Annotated in this window: 15 protein-coding genes; 10 read left to right on the forward strand and 5 right to left on the reverse strand. The window is 45.2% G+C overall.

Features of this window, described 5'->3' with window-relative positions; translation table 11 throughout:
* Positions 1 to 38: 38 nt before the first annotated feature.
* The gene (locus tag FCL46_RS00155) at positions 39 to 1,112 is read right to left on the reverse strand and encodes a DMT family transporter (RefSeq protein ID WP_136808056.1); all 1,074 of its coding nucleotides are present in this window, start codon (positions 1,110 to 1,112) and stop codon (positions 39 to 41) included.
* Positions 1,113 to 1,182: 70 nt separating this feature from the next.
* Positions 1,183 to 2,478 (reverse strand): amidohydrolase, encoded by a 1,296-nt coding sequence (locus FCL46_RS00160; RefSeq protein WP_136808055.1) that lies wholly within the window; start codon positions 2,476 to 2,478, stop codon positions 1,183 to 1,185.
* 253 nt (positions 2,479 to 2,731) lie between these two features.
* Between FCL46_RS00160 and ychF the strand changes: the two genes are divergently transcribed.
* The 10 genes from ychF to FCL46_RS00210 all read left to right on the forward strand — a co-directional run bounded on the left by ychF (position 2,732) and on the right by FCL46_RS00210 (position 13,193).
* Positions 2,732 to 3,829 (forward strand): redox-regulated ATPase YchF, encoded by a 1,098-nt coding sequence (ychF, locus tag FCL46_RS00165; protein WP_136808054.1) that lies wholly within the window; start codon positions 2,732 to 2,734, stop codon positions 3,827 to 3,829.
* A gap of 17 nt (positions 3,830 to 3,846) precedes the next feature.
* Complete coding sequence (locus FCL46_RS00170) at positions 3,847 to 4,869, forward strand: 3'-5' exoribonuclease YhaM family protein (RefSeq protein ID WP_136808053.1); 1,023 nt, start codon at positions 3,847 to 3,849, stop codon at positions 4,867 to 4,869.
* Between the two features lie 15 nt (positions 4,870 to 4,884).
* The gene (gene holB / locus FCL46_RS00175) at positions 4,885 to 5,889 is read left to right on the forward strand and encodes a DNA polymerase III subunit delta' (RefSeq protein ID WP_136808052.1); all 1,005 of its coding nucleotides are present in this window, start codon (positions 4,885 to 4,887) and stop codon (positions 5,887 to 5,889) included.
* A gap of 28 nt (positions 5,890 to 5,917) precedes the next feature.
* Positions 5,918 to 6,820: a PSP1 domain-containing protein gene (locus tag FCL46_RS00180; RefSeq protein ID WP_275942841.1), complete on the forward strand. Its 903-nt coding sequence runs from the start codon at positions 5,918 to 5,920 to the stop codon at positions 6,818 to 6,820.
* Positions 6,821 to 6,880: 60 nt separating this feature from the next.
* On the forward strand, positions 6,881 to 8,824 hold the full coding sequence (gene metG, locus FCL46_RS00185; protein WP_136808050.1) for a methionine--tRNA ligase: 1,944 nt from the start codon (positions 6,881 to 6,883) through the stop codon (positions 8,822 to 8,824).
* 16 nt (positions 8,825 to 8,840) lie between these two features.
* On the forward strand, positions 8,841 to 9,140 hold the full coding sequence (locus FCL46_RS00190; RefSeq protein WP_136808049.1) for a YggT family protein: 300 nt from the start codon (positions 8,841 to 8,843) through the stop codon (positions 9,138 to 9,140).
* A gap of 44 nt (positions 9,141 to 9,184) precedes the next feature.
* Positions 9,185 to 10,063, forward strand: a complete 879-nt coding sequence (locus FCL46_RS00195) for a DivIVA domain-containing protein (protein ID WP_136808048.1) — start codon at positions 9,185 to 9,187, stop codon at positions 10,061 to 10,063.
* A gap of 96 nt (positions 10,064 to 10,159) precedes the next feature.
* Positions 10,160 to 10,462 (forward strand): DUF167 domain-containing protein, encoded by a 303-nt coding sequence (locus tag FCL46_RS00200; protein WP_136808047.1) that lies wholly within the window; start codon positions 10,160 to 10,162, stop codon positions 10,460 to 10,462.
* Positions 10,431 to 11,183 (forward strand): triose-phosphate isomerase, encoded by a 753-nt coding sequence (locus tag FCL46_RS00205; RefSeq protein WP_136808046.1) that lies wholly within the window; start codon positions 10,431 to 10,433, stop codon positions 11,181 to 11,183. Before FCL46_RS00200 ends, FCL46_RS00205 begins: the two co-directional genes overlap by 32 nt.
* Positions 11,184 to 11,486: 303 nt before the next feature.
* Positions 11,487 to 13,193 (forward strand): FAD-dependent oxidoreductase, encoded by a 1,707-nt coding sequence (locus FCL46_RS00210; RefSeq protein WP_136808045.1) that lies wholly within the window; start codon positions 11,487 to 11,489, stop codon positions 13,191 to 13,193.
* Between the two features lie 38 nt (positions 13,194 to 13,231).
* On the opposite strand, the gene FCL46_RS00215 is transcribed toward FCL46_RS00210, so the two are convergent.
* From FCL46_RS00215 to FCL46_RS00225, 3 genes are read right to left on the reverse strand one after another with little or no spacing between them, the layout of a single operon-like run.
* On the reverse strand, positions 13,232 to 14,923 hold the full coding sequence (locus FCL46_RS00215) for an ABC1 kinase family protein (RefSeq protein ID WP_136808044.1): 1,692 nt from the start codon (positions 14,921 to 14,923) through the stop codon (positions 13,232 to 13,234).
* Positions 14,923 to 15,810, reverse strand: a complete 888-nt coding sequence (locus FCL46_RS00220; RefSeq protein ID WP_136808043.1) for an HDOD domain-containing protein — start codon at positions 15,808 to 15,810, stop codon at positions 14,923 to 14,925. The genes FCL46_RS00215 and FCL46_RS00220 overlap by 1 nt, the downstream gene beginning before the upstream one ends.
* Positions 15,807 to 17,429: a bifunctional diguanylate cyclase/phosphohydrolase gene (locus FCL46_RS00225; protein WP_136808042.1), complete on the reverse strand. Its 1,623-nt coding sequence runs from the start codon at positions 17,427 to 17,429 to the stop codon at positions 15,807 to 15,809. The genes FCL46_RS00220 and FCL46_RS00225 overlap by 4 nt, the downstream gene beginning before the upstream one ends.
* Between the last annotated feature and the right edge of the window lie 52 nt (positions 17,430 to 17,481).

The raw sequence follows: 17,481 nt of genomic DNA on the forward strand, positions 1-17,481 counted from the left end.
TTAACCTGAATGTATCAGGTTGACGTATCGTAGCCATGTTACGATTGATGTTCATGTCTGTGGTGAATGTCAGGGTAGTGCGGATGAGAGTGTGTGATTTTTTGGTGTTGGTGGGCATGTGAGTGCGGCCCGTTAGCTTCAGGATTGTCGTGCTCGTGATCATGGTGATCATCATCATGATTATGCAGATGAGTATGGTTAAGGTCACTATGAATGTGGTTGTGCTCATGTTTGACACGGTTAGAGAAGAAGATCGCCCCTGTAAGACAGCAGATGGCACCAATGTGGGTGATATGGATTTGCTCACCGAGAAGGATTGCTGCAAGGCCGACACCAAAAAAAGGACTGCTCGAAAAGAGAATCTGGCTGCGTGTTGCGCCAATTTGCTGGGCGGCCATCACGTACAGTACGATGCTGGCACCGTATGAAACTGCGCCAAGGATGAGAGCTTTTGCAACGAGTAAAAATTCTGCTGAATGTACATCAAGAGAGAGACCGATAGCAACATTTACACTGCCTGCAATGACACCTTTTATGAGGGTAATTTGTGAGGGTGTCATGCAATCAATGAGTGCGGTGAAATGATTGTCAAAGCCCCAGGAAAAACAGGCGGCTGTAACCATTAAAGCGGCCAGCAGGCCTCCTGACCCTTCAGAAATTGTCATAACAAGCCCTGCCGCGAGGGCAAGACATACGCCGAACCAGCCATTGCGGTCCAGATGGTCATCAAATAAAAGCGCACCGATGATTGCTGTGGCCACAAGTTCCATATTCAGCCAGATTGCAACTGATGAAGCATGTGCTGCTTTGAGTCCGAATAAAAGCAGGGTCGGACCTAAGAATCCTCCACATAATACAGTTCCGGCAATGTAAAGGTATTGTCGTCTACTTACTTTAGGGCGAATCTGCTGCAGTGTTCTTTCGCGGGCTACCAGAGGAGTGACGCCGATAGCTGCACCGAGATAGAGTAAGCCGGCCAGAAGGAAGGGGTTAAGGTTGCCAAGGAGTATTTTTGAGGCAGGAGTCGCAAGTCCAAAGAGAAATGCGGAAAGTAGCCCTATGCCTATAGCAAAAATCTGCCATTCTGTGTGTTTACTGGCAGAAGACTTCATATTGGTTGTATTTGATGATTTGCAATGAATGTGATTTGTATATGACCATATGAATTTTCAGGAAAAGACATTAATGGTTAATGGTTGATGCGATCTCTTTCACTTTTGCCATGGTCTCATTGAGGTCAAAAGAGCAAATTTTTCTATCCTCCATAACTATCTTACCATTAATCATGGAGGTGTGGACATCACTTCCGCTAGCTGAGTAAACAAGCAGGTCTGCATTGTAGAACGGTGTGAGGTGCGGTGTTTTAAGGTCAAGGAGGATAATATCCGCTTTGCTGCCTACCTCAATTGTACCAAGATTGTTGAACCCGAGTAGTTTGGCATTGCCCGTTGTGGCAGCCTTAAAAACTTCTTTGGCTGGTAAAACTGTTGCATCGATTGAATTGAGCTTATGGAGTTTTGCAAGAATATCCATCTCACGAAAGATATCGAGGCTGTTATTTGATGCGCAGCCATCTGTTCCTATACCTAGGCTGATGTTCCGCGAGAGTATTTCAGGAATTCTGGCAATCCCTGAGGCTAGCTTAAGATTACTCTGTGGGCAGGTTACTACATGGGCGCCACTCTGTTCTATGGCTTCGAGGTCCTCGTCTTCAAGCCAGACGGCGTGAATAAGTACTGAATTACTGTCGAGTAGGTCAAGTTTCTTCAGATGTCCTACAGGGGTTTGAGCCTGCATATTAATAATCATATCAATTTCTTTCGGGCTTTCTGCGATATGAGTAAAAAAGCGCACATTCGTAGTGTCAGCAAGTTCTTTGGCACGACGTAATGTTGTAGGGGAACATGTGTAGGGAGCATGAGCAAAGACTGCAGGGGTGATGAGCGGATCAACACCTTTCCAGCGGTCAATAAACTCGGCGACAGTCGAAATGTTTTTCTTCGGGTCAGGAACGCTCGGGGCAGGGAAATCTACTATTCCGTGACCAACCACTGCGCGCATACCGCAGTCAGCTAGTGCTCTGGCTGAGTCATTTGAGAAAAAATAGCCATCAGCAACGCAGGTGGTACCTGACAGGATCATCTCAGCCGCAGCTAATCGTGCACACCAGTATACCATCTCTCTGCTTACATGGGCTTTTTCAGCGGGAAAGATATGATTGTGTAGCCAGTCAGATAGTTCAAGGTCATCTGCAAGGCCGCGAAAGAGCGTCATTGCACAATGATTATGTCCATTAATCAGGCCGGGCATGAGTAGTTTTCCCTCACAATCTATGACCCTTGCAGTTGGGTGTTCTTTCAGGTCGGCCATTAATCCGATTGTAGAAATGGTGTCACCCGAAGTGAGGAGATAACTGTCAGGTACGAGAGACTCGTCGGGGCCCGCAAAGAGTGTGCAATTTTTAAAGAGTGTAGTCATTTTTTATGTTTTAGGTGGTTGTGAACCGGTGCCCGGACGGATGGTTTGAAAAAGTGGGCGTTTTCTACGCAATACGTGTATTATAATCTGTTTTGCAAAGCATGTCTGCAAAAGCTATGGAATCAGATTGGATTGTTGCTGTCACTACCTCGTCGGCCGCAAAACGGCTTGAAAAATGCGAGGTTATTATAGATTAAAGAACTACATGCAGGCTATTCAGCCTGGTATGATAGAAGTTTCAGGAGTAGTTTTAATGGGTTTTCGTTGTGGTATCGTTGGCTTGCCCAACGTCGGTAAGTCTACGATTTTTAATGCGTTAACTGCCGCAGGAATAGATGCTGAGAATTATCCGTTTTGCACCATTGAACCAAATGTAGGGGTTGTGCCTGTACCGGACAAACGCCTGGACATCTTGGCAGATATCGCAAAAACTCGGAAAAAAATCAATACCCAGATGGAGTTCGTCGATATTGCTGGTCTTGTCAAGGGGGCCAGCAAAGGTGAGGGGCTTGGTAACCAGTTCCTTGGCCATATCCGCCAGGTAGAGGCTATCGTTCATGTTATCCGTTGTTTTGAGGATGACAATATTGTCCATGTTGAAGGTTCGATTGATCCGAACCGTGATCGTGATGTCATTAACATGGAACTGATTCTGTCCGATCTCGACTCTATTGAGAAGAAATTAAAGAAAGCTCAATCCATGTCGAAGTCGGGTGATAAGGTCTATAAGGCCCAGGCTGTTTTCCTTGCACGTCTGCAGGAGCATCTCGATGCAGGAGAACCTGCCAGAACAGTACGCGTCGAAAATGAACTTGAGGAAGGTTTCGTTCGTGAGCTCTCTCTTCTGACCAGTAAGCCGGTACTCTATGTTGCTAATGTTAGTGAAGACGATGTTATCGACGGCAACGAGTATGTTAGAAAGCTCGAAGAGGCAGCGACCGCTGAAAATGCCAGCATGGTGCTGATTGCCGGATCTATCGAGCAGGAACTGAGTCAGCTTGAGGTTGAAGAACAACAGGAATTCCTGCAGGATATTGGTATGGAAGAGCCAGGTCTTAACAGGCTGATAAAAGCCGGTTACAGCCTGCTTGATCTCCAGACATTTTTCACTGTAGGCGAGAAGGAAACCAGAGCATGGACAGTACCGATTGGTTCTAAAGCTCCTCAGGCAGCCGGTAAAATACATACCGACTTTGAGCACGGTTTTATCCGGGCTGAGGTGATTGCCTATGACGATTATGTCAGTTGTAACGGCGAATCCAAGGCAAAAGAGAAAGGGCTTATGCGGGTTGAGGGTAAAGAATATGTGGTAGCTGATGGCGATTGCATGCATTTCCGTTTTAATGTCTGACAGGTGTGGTCTGAGTAATGGGGAAAATATTATTTATTGATCAATTACAGGAAGGAGGCCGGATCGATGACCGGTTTCTGGTTAAATCAGCCAGGCTCTCTGAAACGCGGGCAGGAAAACCGTATCTTATTCTGACGTTGATGGATAAGAGCGGCGAGCTTGGAGGGCCTGTCTGGGATAATGCAGAACAATTTCAGGAAATCTGTAAGCCCGGAGAATTTGTTCATGTACTTGGGGTAGTCCAGTCATACCGTGATAAACTTCAGCTTAAGGTCGATTCAATAGCTCCTGTGAGCAAAGATGAAGTCGATCTTGCCGATTTCCTGCCGGCAACGCATCACGATAGAGCCGAGATGGCTGCCGAACTTCAGGTTCTTGCCCGATCAGTAACAAACCCTTTTGTGAAGAAGCTCCTCCACTTTTTCTTTAAAAAAGATGAGATCTGGAATCGGTTTCAGGAAGCTCCTGCAGCCAAGGGAATTCATCACGCGTATATCGGTGGGTTGTTAGAGCATTCATTATCCATGGCCAAAGTTGCCAATATGCTTGCAGATCATTACGAAGGTGTCGACAGGTCGTTGCTTATTGCAGGTGCACTGCTTCACGATCTTGGCAAGGTTGAAGAGCTGTACATGGAGAATGGTGTTATCGACTACACTGATCGCGGACGTCTCAAAGGGCATCTTGTTATTGGCAGTGAGATGGTTGGAAAGGTAGCCGCCCGCATAAAAGATTTTCCTGAAGATGTTCTTGAACGACTGCAGCATCTTATTCTCAGCCATCATGGGCGACAGGAGTACGGTTCTCCGGCTGTGCCAATGACTGTAGAGGCGTTTCTGCTTAACTATATTGATGAACTTGACTCGAAGATGAATGTGCTGGAACAGCTTCGGCGAAAGATGAACAGTACCGAAATGAGTTGGAGTGATTATCAGCGCACTCTTGAGAGGTATCTCTATCTTAATGCGTTGCAGGAAGAGCAGGCAAATAAAGAAAAGAAGCATGAGCAGATGCCTGCAAAGCAACAGTCACTTTTTTAATTTTCAGGCTAGGGTATGCGGGAACTAAACACAACTCTCTGCTTTACCGGTGTGGTTGGCCAGGAAAAGGCGGCCACTCTGGTTTCAAGAACTATGTTGTCCGGCAAACTACCCCATGCCTATATTTTTAAAGGGCCCGACGGCGTAGGGAAACAGCTTTTTGGTCGTGGTGTCGCAGCGGCCCTTAACTGCAGGGGGGAGGACGCTGGCCGGGCTTGTGGAGTATGTAGCTCCTGTAAAAAGTTCATATCCGGCAATCATCCGGATTTCACCGTTGTAAGGCCTGATAAGGGCAGCATCAAAATCGGTCAGGTTCGTGAAATGTGCCGTTCCCTGAGCTACCCACCGTACGAATCCGACTTACGGGTCGTACTGCTTGAAGATATTCACACCATGCGGCCCGAGGCTGCCAACAGCCTCCTGAAAACTCTTGAAGAACCGCCTCCGGGGAATCTGCTTATACTTACAGCGGAGGCATCTCAGGAGGTACTTACCACAATATCTTCACGTTGCCAGGTAATCCCTTTTTATGGGCTTGGTGGCGCTGAATGTATATCTATTATCCGTCAACATAAGCCTGACCTGGATGTCGAGACAGCAAACGTATTGGCCCGATTAGCTGAAGGCAGCCCCGGGAAAGCGCTGTTGCTTGAGAAATACCAGATGATAGGGATACTGAAAAACGTTATTGCAGTTCTGAGCAACCCTGAAATTGATCAGAACAGGGATGTCGGGAAACTCTTGATCGCGGCTGAGGAAATGGTTGATTTGAAAGAACACCTTATACCTTTTCTTGGTTTACTCCGGTTGTGGCTTCGCGATACGTTACTGGTTGTGACGGAATCAACTGAGCATCAAGGGCTTTACGGATTCGGTCTAGAACCTGAAAAACCAATGAAAAGCTGGAGTTCTAAAGACCTTTTTGCTAAACTGCTGGCTATCGATAAAGCAGAAAAAGAGTTGAAGCGAAACTGTAACCGCTCCCTCGTGTGCGAGGTACTGCTGTTTCATCTGCACTGAGAAACTCTATATGAAGGAACTACCCCTTATGTCGGAAAACAGTGACCCGCAAGACGTTGAAGTCGCCGGGCAACAAGAATTACAACAATTTTATAGAGCACGTTTTCGTGAAGATGGTCAGATGATTACCGCCTCATCACAGGCTGCTGGACTGGTACGTGATGATATTGTAATGATTAAGACAGATCATGGTTTGGAACCTGCGATTATTGTGGGACCTGCACCGATGTGTGGTTGCAAATCCGAGTCACGCAAGGCAAGTTGTGAAATTGCCAGGGAGGCAAATGAGGAGGAGCTTGAGCGTTTCTCGCAACTTCCGGAGTTTGAAAATCGTGCCTTCGCAATATGTCTGGAACTTATAGAACGTCACAGCCTGGAGATGCGACTTGTTCGCGTTGAGCGTTTTTTTAACGGCAGCAAAATCATCTTTTATTTTACCGCTGATAACAGGGTAGATTTTCGGGGCCTGGTAAAGGATCTTGTGCAGGAATTTCGTACCCGGGTTGAGATGCGCCAGGTCGGCGTCAGGCACGAAACAAAGATGCTAGGCGGAATGGGAACCTGTGGACGAGAACTCTGCTGTTCTTCATTTATTAAAAAATTTGATTCCGTCTCTATCAAGATGGCAAAAGAACAGGATCTGCCTCTCAATCCATCAAAAATATCGGGCCTTTGCAATCGTCTTCTTTGCTGCCTTACCTATGAGTATGATACATATCGCCAACAGCGAAAAGGGATGCCAAAGCCGGGACGCAGGATAAAAATTGGTGACAAAGCCTATAAGGTAAGGCGCCAGAATCCACTGCAGCAATCCATTCTTGTGATGACAGATAAAGGCGAAGAAAAGCTCCTGCAGCACGAAGAATGGCAGGGGTACGAATCTATGCGTGTTGACAAAGGTTCGAAAAAAGAGAAAAAGAATAAGGATTAACCGAAGATTCCTTCTGAGAGCACGGCGGCGAATTATCTGCTGTGGCGAAAAAAAACTCCCATGACAACATATATCACAACTCCCATTTATTACGTCAATGCACAGCCGCATCTCGGTCATGCCTATACTACCATAGTTGCTGACACCTACAGCAGGTTTAACCGAATCTGCGGTGATGATGTGCGTTTTCAGACTGGAACCGATGAACACGGCGACAAAATTGCTGAAGCGGCTGAAAAGGAAAATGTTGAGCCGAAAGAATATGCGGACAGAATAAGTGGAATGTTTCGTGATACATGGCCACTTCTTCAGATTACCCCTGATAACTTTATTAGAACGACTGACGAAGAACATATCGCAGTTGTTCAGGCCATTTTGCAGAAAGTGTACGATAAGGGCGATATTTATTTTGATGAGTATTCAGGCCTTTACTGTAGAGGTTGTGAGCGATTTCTCACTGAAAAGGAGCTTGTTGATGGTAATTGTCCGGATCATCAGCAGCCTCCGCAGGAAATTGCTGAGCAGAATTATTTTTTCAGAATGTCAAAGTATCAGCAGCAGCTGATCGATCATATCAATGCGAATCCTGATTTTGTTACGCCTGAGAGATATCGTAACGAGGTGCTCTCTTTTTTAAGTGAGCCACTTGAGGATTTGTGTATTTCACGTCCGAAATCCCGTCTGACCTGGGGAATCGAGCTGCCTTTTGACGATACCTTTGTCACTTATGTCTGGTTTGACGCATTAATTAATTATCTTACCGGCCTTGGGTATCCTGATGACGAGAAATTCAAAAAATACTGGCCGGTAGCTGAGCATGTTATCGCAAAGGATATTCTGAAACCGCACGCAATTTACTGGCCGACCATGCTGCTTTCTATGGAAGTGCCGTTGTATAAAAAACTCCATGTTCATGGATACTGGAACGTTGATGATACGAAGATGTCAAAAAGTATCGGCAATGTTGTCAGGCCCAAAGAACTGGTTGCCGAATATGGCGTCGATACTCTGCGTTACTTTACGCTGCGTGAGATGTCATTCGGGTTAGATTCATCATTTAGCAGTGAAGCAATAGTGGCGAGAAAAAACTCGGATCTGGCAAATGATCTTGGCAATCTTTTCAGTCGCTCACTGGCAATGTTGAAAAAATATTGCGATGGTGTTGTTCCTGAACCCGGTGCTGAAGAAGAGTCAGATATTTTGTTACGTGAGACAGCTGAAAAGATGCTCCCTGTATATAGAGAGAGTATGTCGGAATTCAAATTTCACACTGGTTTACGCTCAGTATGGGAATTGGTGAGCTACGCGAATAAATATATTGTTACCAACGAGCCATGGGCACTTGCCAAGAGCCCTGACTCCAAAAAACGTCTTGAGACGGTGCTGTATAATCTTACAGAGTGTCTCCGATTGCTCTCACTTGTTGTCAAGCCTGTTATGCCTGAGACGGCTGCCAAGATGGTTACCGCGCTGGGTATTGAAGCAGATGATCCTTCTGTTTCTTTGCTGGATATCGGCGGGAAATGGAATGTCTTAAAACCTGGCACTACAATGCGTGCTGTTGAGCCTCTTTTTCCACGTGTTGATGTGAAAAAACAAACAGATAAAGAGAGTCAGCAACCGAAAAAACAGAAGAAAAAGAAAGAAAAATCTGTCCCTGTTGATACTGAAGGACTCATTACCTTTGAACAGTTCAAGGATGTTGAGCTTCGTGTTGCAGAGATTGTTGCGGCTGAGAAGGTGAAAAAATCTGACAGATTGCTCAAGCTTACTGTTAACGCCCCTGAAGAACGCACTATTGTTGCAGGAATAGCCGAATATTATTCACCCGATGATATTATCGGCATGCAGGTGTTGATTGTGGCCAACCTCAAGCCTGCAAAACTTATGGGAATCCCTTCGCAGGGGATGGTACTTGCGGCAAAAACTGAAACGGACGGCGAAGAGCGACTGGTTTTGGCAACCGTGAGCGGCAGAGTCAAAACAGGTAGCAAAGTAGCCTGAGAAGAAAGGAGCGAGAATGTTTGTTGTGAATAATTTTATGATGGCACTTGCGGGTATTATTGATTTTATCCTTACCGCCTATATGTGGGTTATTATTGGACGAGCCATTATTTCCTGGGTGAATGCTGATCCGTACAATCCTATTGTACGGTTTCTCTATGAAGCAACAGAACCGCTTTTAGGGCGGATTCGAAGAATGATTCCGATTAGTATGGGCGGGATCGATTTTTCACCAATGATACTGATCATGGTAATTATGTTTCTCCAGAGTTTTCTGGTGCCTACTATGAAGCAGATAGCTATGAATATGGGATAACCTGCAGTACATAACCGCTAACTTTACCAGCACGGAGCATTGTAATGTCTATTACTCCACAGGCCATTAAGGATCAGGAATTTCAGGTTAAGTTCAGAGGATACGACTCGATTGAGGTCAAGGCGTATCTCGAACTGCTGGCAGAGGAATTCTTTGAACTGCATGAATTACGTAGAAAGCAGGAAGAGGAATACGCTGAACTGTATGAGGAAAATCAGGCTTTAAAGCAGGAAAAAGATTCACTGGTAGAAGAAGGTCGTGAACAGGTTGAACGCTCTGTCGCCAGTGTCCAGGAATTTCAGGAGAAAGACGAGGCTATCGCTGTTCTTGAAGAAAAGGTTGCCGAGCTGCAGACAAAGATTGAGGGGTCAGAGCAGGAAAAAACTCTTCAGCAGGAAGCCTGGGAACGTCAGGAATCAGAGTTGCGTGAAGAGATTGATCGCTTGAAGGAAGGGCTTGATGATAAGCAGACAGCTGTATCCGAAACAAGTAGTGAAGCTGAGAAGCTTCGGGCACAGATAGAGATTCTTGAAGCGCAGATCAATGAACTTAAGCAGGAAGAGATCGATTTTAAATCGACCATCATTGCCGCTCAGAAGTTTTCTGACGATTTGAGAGCAAAATCCCAGGAAGAGTCTGCACGACTTCTTGAACAGGCCCGTGACGAAGTTGAGACTTTCCGCCGTGAAGCTGAAGAAGAGTTAGCCAGCCTGCCTGTCCAGATTGAGAAGTTGCAGAAAAAGAAGGCTCAGGTTCGCGAAGACCTGCGTGCTGTATTGAACTCCTACCTTGAACAGCTGGATGTTGCCACAGACGTTGCAGCAGTTGATAACGATGAGGATCTCTCCGATCTGTTTCAATCCATTTCACTTAATGGCGATGATATTGATACAGATGCTGCTGAAAAGGTCAGTGTGGATTGATTCGTTTTTGAAAGGATTTCCTGCAGGGAAGGCTGTTGTCATTTCTGCAGGAAGCGTGTGTAGTTTGTTCTGAAAAGTTCTTCTTCAGTAGATACGATGCCATACCTTACGGCCCAGGAAGTAGATTCAGTATTTGTACGTGTATATGTGCAACCACGGGCTTCTCGTAATGCTATATGTGGAATTCATGACGGATCTCTCAAGGTTGCGATAACCACCCCGCCAGTGGACGGTAAGGCAAACCAGGCTGTTATAAAATTTCTCGCTAAAACTGTAGCTACGCCAAAGCGGGATGTGGCCCTTTACTCAGGCAAAACATCGCGTAGAAAAGTTTTCCTAATTACAGGTAGAACACTAGAGGAAATTCGTGGGTATATTGAGCCGATTCTTAAAAGTTGATGATCAGGTTAAACGTGAGAAGGAAGATGTTGGTTCCCGAACACTTGTTGTCGGCAATTGGAAATGTCACAAGTCCTTTGATGAGGCGCGAAGATGGTTTGATACATTTGCTGAAGGTTACAGGCCTGCTGATAATGTGGATATCATAGTTGCTCCGTCGTTTATATGTCTTGAAAATATATCTCAACATGTCCGCGATTTACATCTTGAAAATGTCTATCTGGCTGCCCAGGATATTTCTCCATTCCCTAAAGGTGGGTACACTGGTGCCGTTGCCGCTGATATGGTGAAGGGACTGGTTGATTTTGTTATTGTCGGTCATTCTGACAGGCGCAGATATTTTCATGAAACATCTCTTGATGTTACCAATAAGGTGTCTGAAGCGGTGGATGCTGGTATACGTCCTATCGTTTGTGTCGATCAACCCTACGCAATGTCACAATTGACTGCTTTGTCAGATATTGAAAATGAGAACATTATCATTGCCTACGGCCCAGTGGACGCTTTGAGTTTTCGAATTCCTGAGTCACCTGAGAAAGTGGCAGAATCGGTTGATTTTATTAGAAACATTTACCCTGAGCGTGCTGTCATTTATGGTGGTTCGCTCGTGCCTGAAAATGTAGCAGACTACCTGGCACTGCCAAATTTGTCGGGAATATTTGTTGGTTCAGCAAGCCTTGACGCATCAAGCTTTCTTGATATCTGCACAAAAGCCCGATAGCAGATTTCCCTAAGTATCCTTCCTGTTCGGCTTCCTGTTTGTAGCTGCTGCAGTGGCCGAACATGTCCAAACCTTAGCGCAGTTGCAAATGCTCCTACAATGCAGTATGTGCTTAATATCCTTTAATTATTGGCATATTTAAAAAAGTTAGGAAATTGTAACTGAACCTTCGAAAATCGCTTTCATTTTGTGCATATGCTGGATTATGATGATTGTGCTATCGTAAGAAATGCATTCGATGAATGTGTAATATAATGAATTAAGATCTTGGATTGGTGTTCATTTATCCACGAAGGAGAAGATATGTCAAAGCGGGTCGTTATCGTCGGTGCAGTTGCCCTGGGACCCAAGGTGGCCTGCCGTTTACGTCGCCTGGATCCTGAAGCTGTCATTACTGTTCTGGACAGAGATAATCTGATTTCTTACGGCGGGTGTGGAATTCCTTATTACGTCGGTGGTGATATCAATGACCTCGAAGACCTGTATTCCACAACGTCCAAAGCTGTACGTGATAGAGATTTTTTTGCAGAGTGCAAAGGGGTCAATATCCGCACAGAGATGGAAGCTGTCTCCATTGATCGTGAAAATTGCAGGTTAAAGGTACGTGATCTCAAAAACGATGAAGAAGGATTTATTTCGTACGATACTCTGGTTCTGGCTACTGGTGCTTCTCCTGTGAGAATCCCGATTCCAGGAGCAGATCTGCCAAGAGTTGTCACAGTTTCAGATCTCCATCAGGCAGAGAACGTAAAGAATTTGATGAAGCTGGGTAAGGTCGGTAAAGCGGTGGTGATTGGTGCGGGAGCTATTGGTGTTGAAATTTCTGAGGCATTGACTGATCTCTGGGGTGTTGAGACAACTCTGGTTGAACAGGCTCCGACAATTTTGCCACTGGTGCTTGATAGTACGATGTCTGTGATGGTGCAAAGACAGCTCGAAAAAAACGGAGTCGACGTACGGTTAAATGAACGCGTTGTACGAATAGACCAGGAAAGTGACGAAGGTCAGCACGTGGTCCAGTTGACTCATGATGCCATTTCATGTGACCTTGTAGTTATGGCTGCAGGAGTACGACCAAATGCTGAACTTGCAGCTGAAGCTGGTCTGTCCATAGGCAGTAAAGGTGGTATCCTGGTGGATAAACGACTTAGGACCAGTGACCCACGTATATATTCAGGTGGTGATTGTGTTGAAATCACAAACCTTGTGAGCGGTGATAAGACACCAATGCAGCTTGGCTCACTGGCAAACAGGCAGGGGCGGATTATTGCAAGTAACATTTGCGGAAGATCAAGTCATTTCAAAGGAACTGTGGGGACGTTTTGCATGAAGGTGTTTGAGCTGGGTGTCTCAACTGCCGGCCTTACTACTGAAAAAGCACGAGCTGCTGGTTATGATCCAGTTCACTGTATTGTCGCCCAACCGGATCATGCCCATTTTTATCCAAACTCAGAGCTGATCTACATGAGTCTGATTGCCGATAAAAAGAGCAGAAAGGTACTGGGGGTTCAAGCGCTTGGTAAAAATGGTGACGGGATCAAAGCGCGAGTCGACACCGTAGCAGTATTGCTTGAGCATGGTGTAGACGTGGATGATATCTGCACACTCGAAACAGGTTACGCGCCCCCTTTTGCATCAGCTATGGATGTGGTGAATAATGCCGGGAATGCTCTGGATAATGTCCTGTGCGGATCAAATCGGCCGATAGACACCTGTGAGTTCCTGGAAAGTTTCGCTCAAGGGGAAACACAGATACTTGATATCCGTGGACCGGTAGAGTCAGCTGCTGGGGTTGAAAAATATGGAGCCAGATGGCAGCATATCCCGCAGTCTGAACTACGCAGTCGTTTGTCTGAACTGCCAGCAGATACAGTGATTTCAATTCTTTGTGATACGGGCCCCCGCGCATATGAAACACAGGTTGTACTTGATGCTGCAGGAGTCAGGAATACCAGGCTCATACAGGGCGGATATGCAATGATAAAAATCATCGATCCGGATTTTGTATAATGGGATAATTGTTGCCGAAAAAGAAGGTGTGGAAAGAACTATTTTTTCTTTCTCGGCAATAAAAATGAGGCAACGAAACCGGCAGCGTTGATACCAGCAAGAATGAGGCCGACAGTTCCAAGAGTGCCGAAAACACCATGTTCTGTTGACATGCTGTCAGCCAGGATAAGAATGGATGAGCCAACGATAAGAGCCGAAATTATCATGGCCATTCCCATTATACGGCTGGAGAGGTCTATCTTGTCGGCAAGATGTTCAAGGCGTTTAAGCTCAAGGTTGAGCGTGAACCGACTGTGTCGGAAGTATCCGAGAAATCGTTGGAAATCGGCAGGAAGATCTTCGAAAAGCTCAAGATAACCCATGACGGTTTTCTGCATCCTGTTTCTAATAGCGTTATACCCGTAGCGACCCATCACAACTTCCTGGATTCGCGGTTCTACATGGGAGAGCACATCGAATGTAGGGTCAAACTGTTCTGCGACACCTTCTATGGTGGTGAGCGCCTTGGTCAGCAGGACAAGATCACCCGGACATTGTATCTTGTACCTTTGAAGCATCCCGAAAAATTCCGAAAGCAAAAACGCAATATCGAGATTTTCCAAATTTGTCTGTTGAAAATGGCTGATAAGATGCTGCAGGTCTGTCCTGAAATCACGCCTGTCCGTGATGGCCGGGTCGGTTTCTGTCAGCTCAATTACCACTCTACAGAGTTTGTCGATGTCAGCTTTTATAACACCCGCAACAAGATCTATAAGATGTTCGGTGGTCAGCCTGTCGAGCTGGCCGGTCATACCGCAATCTATAAAACAGATACTGTTATCATGCTTAAGTATGATATTTCCAGGGTGGGGATCGGCATGAAAAAAACCGTATTGAAGACATTGCGCAAATACTGCATCTGTTCCGCGTGCAACAATAGCTCGACGTTCCAAAGGGGTTAGATCATCAGGAGAAAGGGTCGAGAGCAACCGGCCTTTAATCTCTTCAAGAGTCAGAACGTTCCTGGTTGTGGACTGCCAGTATACCTTTGGAAAGTAGACAGTGGTATCCGATTTAAAATACCTGCGTAATCTGTCTGTCGATTGACCTTCGTGAATAAGGTTGATCTCTTTTAACAACTCCCTGGAAAACTCTTTTGCTACGGCATTGGGACTGTAGCCCAGGTCAGAGAAATATTGCTCAACGAGTTGGGCCAGACCTTTAAGCAACGACATGTCTTCTTCGACCATCTTCCGGCTACCCGGTCGCAGCACTTTAATAACGACCTCAGTCCCGTCCTTGAGCTTGGCTCTGTGCACTTGAGCCAGAGATGCGGCAGCCATAGGTTGCTCGTCAATATGAGCGAAAAGAGTGCCTACACCTTCGGGAAATTCCTGAAGTAAAACAGTTCGAATGTCTTCAAAGGGAACATTTGAGCATCTGTCCTGTAACTTTTTCAGTTCATCTGCCCAGGCGGGTGGGATCAGGTCGGGACGAGTGGAAAGAACCTGACCTATTTTGATAAACGTAGGTCCGAGTTCTTCAAGAACAAGCCTGAACCGTACGGCACGCGGCTTGTTTGCAGCAGATGGTGCGATATCAATATCTATCTCTTCTTTAACGATATCAAGAAGTCGATGGATTCCTGTATCAAGTATAACCTGCTGAAAACCAAATTTTGAGAGAACCTTAATAATCTCAGCAAGTCGTTTGGTGTTGCGAATGGTCTGTTTGATATTGCCGATTTTCATTATGACATCATTATATCAAGTATGGCCTGATCACGTTTGCGCTGTTCCTGTAACTGAGCAAACCACTGACCAAGCATCTCACTTTCCCATCGAAGATTGTTCTTTAGCCAGAGTTCCTTGCACTCCGGGAGAAAATCATCAAATATAGTTACGATGTCGGAAGGTTCGAGATTGTCGGGGTTGCAGTGCATGAGGGACAGCATGTCCGCAAGTTGGACGACGAGTGGATAGATAATGTCTGAGGGAGCTTGTTCCGGATTGTGATGGTAGCCGGTAGCCGCAATGAGTTGAGTAGGAAAGAGCCATCGTTTTAAAATTTTCATACCAATTTCATCATGACTGGTTGAATATTCTTCGTGTTCATGAATAACTGTGCGGAACTGGTGTGGTTCAGATATCTCGAAGAGCAAGCTGTAATCCTGTGGAAATGTCATAAGCATGGCAAGTTTACCAATATCGTGGATAAGTCCGGCGATAAACATTTCACTGGCAGGAAAGCCAAGATGCTCAGCTATGATCTTAGAAGCAAGACCACAGGTGAAACTGTGCTCCCAGAACAAGTCAGTTGTTTGTCTGTCTTGCTTTTGAAGTTTTTGAAAAGATGTGAAAACAGCTTTGCCCAGGACAATATTACGGATTTCAGCATGACCGAGAACGACAACAGCTCTTTCAATGGTGGAGACTTGACGAGGTATCCCAAAAAATGCTGAATTAGCAATTTTAAGAATAGTGGTACACATAGATTGATCCGGTAAAATAGCAAGCATCAGATCTTTGGCAGTGCTTTCACTACTGCTGGTAATCTCCATAACCTTGTTGACTGTTGCAGGAAGAGCTGGGAAATTATCTATTTGTCGTACTATAGTTGCGAGTTTAGATGATGTCATGAGTCTGATTTTTGGTGGCGTTGTTTCAGTTCCGATCGTATTTCAGATAATCGTTCTTTCTCGGTATCAAGTAATTCATTATTTTCAATTATATCCATAAAGTTAATAACAAGGAAAGGATCAAATTGCTTTCCAGCCTGATCTTTTAACTCGGTCAGAATTGTCTCAGAATCAAGCTTAGGTCGGTGGGGCCTTTCACCTTGCATGGCAGCGAAAGAGTCGACGATGTTAAGAATCCGTGCACCCATTGGTATCTCATCACCTTGAAGCCCCTCGGGGAAACCACTTCCGTCGAAATTTTCACTTCTGGTCATGAGCAAAGAGCGTTCCTGAGCAAAATAATCAAATATATCTGTCATCTCAGATAATTTGTAGGGAAAATCCTGCATGAGCAGCTGTTCCTTTTCAGTAAATTCTATATCTTTCATTACCAGATCACGATGAATAAGATACCGTATGGTTGAGTGTAACATTATAGAATTCTGAAGAGTTTGGATAATAGTGGGAGTAAGACCCAGATGATCCCCGAGTAATTCGGTATAGCGAACTACTCTATTTAAGTGTTCGCTATGTTGTGGGCCGGCAATATCTCTTGCAAGCAACTGAAGGGATGAAATTGCGGAGTTTCTGGTTTTATCGAGTATGCGGTTGATTGTAGCTTTTATATAATTGAAGTCATACGAGAGACTGCCTGTATGGAGAGTATCGCTTGTGTCATAAATATGGACCCTGTCGCGCCCATCAGCTTTAGCCTGAAAGAGAGCAGTTCCGCCCATGTTCATAAACTCATCAATATCAGCTGGTCCATGTGAAACACGGGAGGCGATACCTATTGAGATGGTTACACTCCGTTGAAGATTGCTTTGTGAATAACTTTTTTCAGTACACGATTTCAGAATTTCGGTTGCTCTCTTTTCGGCATCTATTATATCTGTCTCAGGCATGAGTACAACAAAACTGCCTCCAGATATTCTAAAACAGGTGTCGCACTCTTTTACACTGCTTGTGAGGCGAGCTGACATTTCGTTAAGGATAAAATCCCCAAAGCTTTGCCCGCATGTGGCATTTATCTCGTTGAAGTGATCAATATCCATGTAAAGGATAGAAAGTTCTGTCGAGTTGTTTACAGCCTTAAGATATTCTTTTTGTAGTGATTTGGTGAAATGGTGCCTGTTGTATAAACCGGTCAGGCCATCACGTGATGAGAACCAGTCCAGCAGAGTGTTATGATTTTTTTGATAGTTGAAATGTTCCTGGCTTATTTTGCTGACCTTTTTCAGGAAAGCGAGTCGTGTCATGAGAGCAGATGTGTCCGGCTCAAACCCATAATAGTCAATAAGACGTTTTGATTCAGAGAGTAGCAAGGGGGCCGGGGGTGCTTGTTGGTCGTTCAGAACGAGGGCCGGGATGTGCTCCGGGAGTTGTAGATAGTCTAAAAGAGAAATAGTTGCAGGGACGTAGTTCGCAACTATTATAGCAAAAACCTGATCAATAACATGCTGTTCAATAAGACGAATCGGGTTTGTTACGATTATGTCATACGTTGTCTGGCATAGCAGATTTCGAATCTCTTCTGACCAAGCACTATCATCTGAGACAATAATAAGTGAATTATTCATTCGTCTGGCAAGGCTGAATTATATATCTGAAAATTGCTGGGGAAGTCATCGA

Source organism: Desulfosediminicola flagellatus (assembly GCF_005116655.2).
GTDB classification, from domain to species: Bacteria; Desulfobacterota; Desulfobulbia; order Desulfobulbales; family Desulfocapsaceae; genus Desulfopila; species Desulfopila flagellata.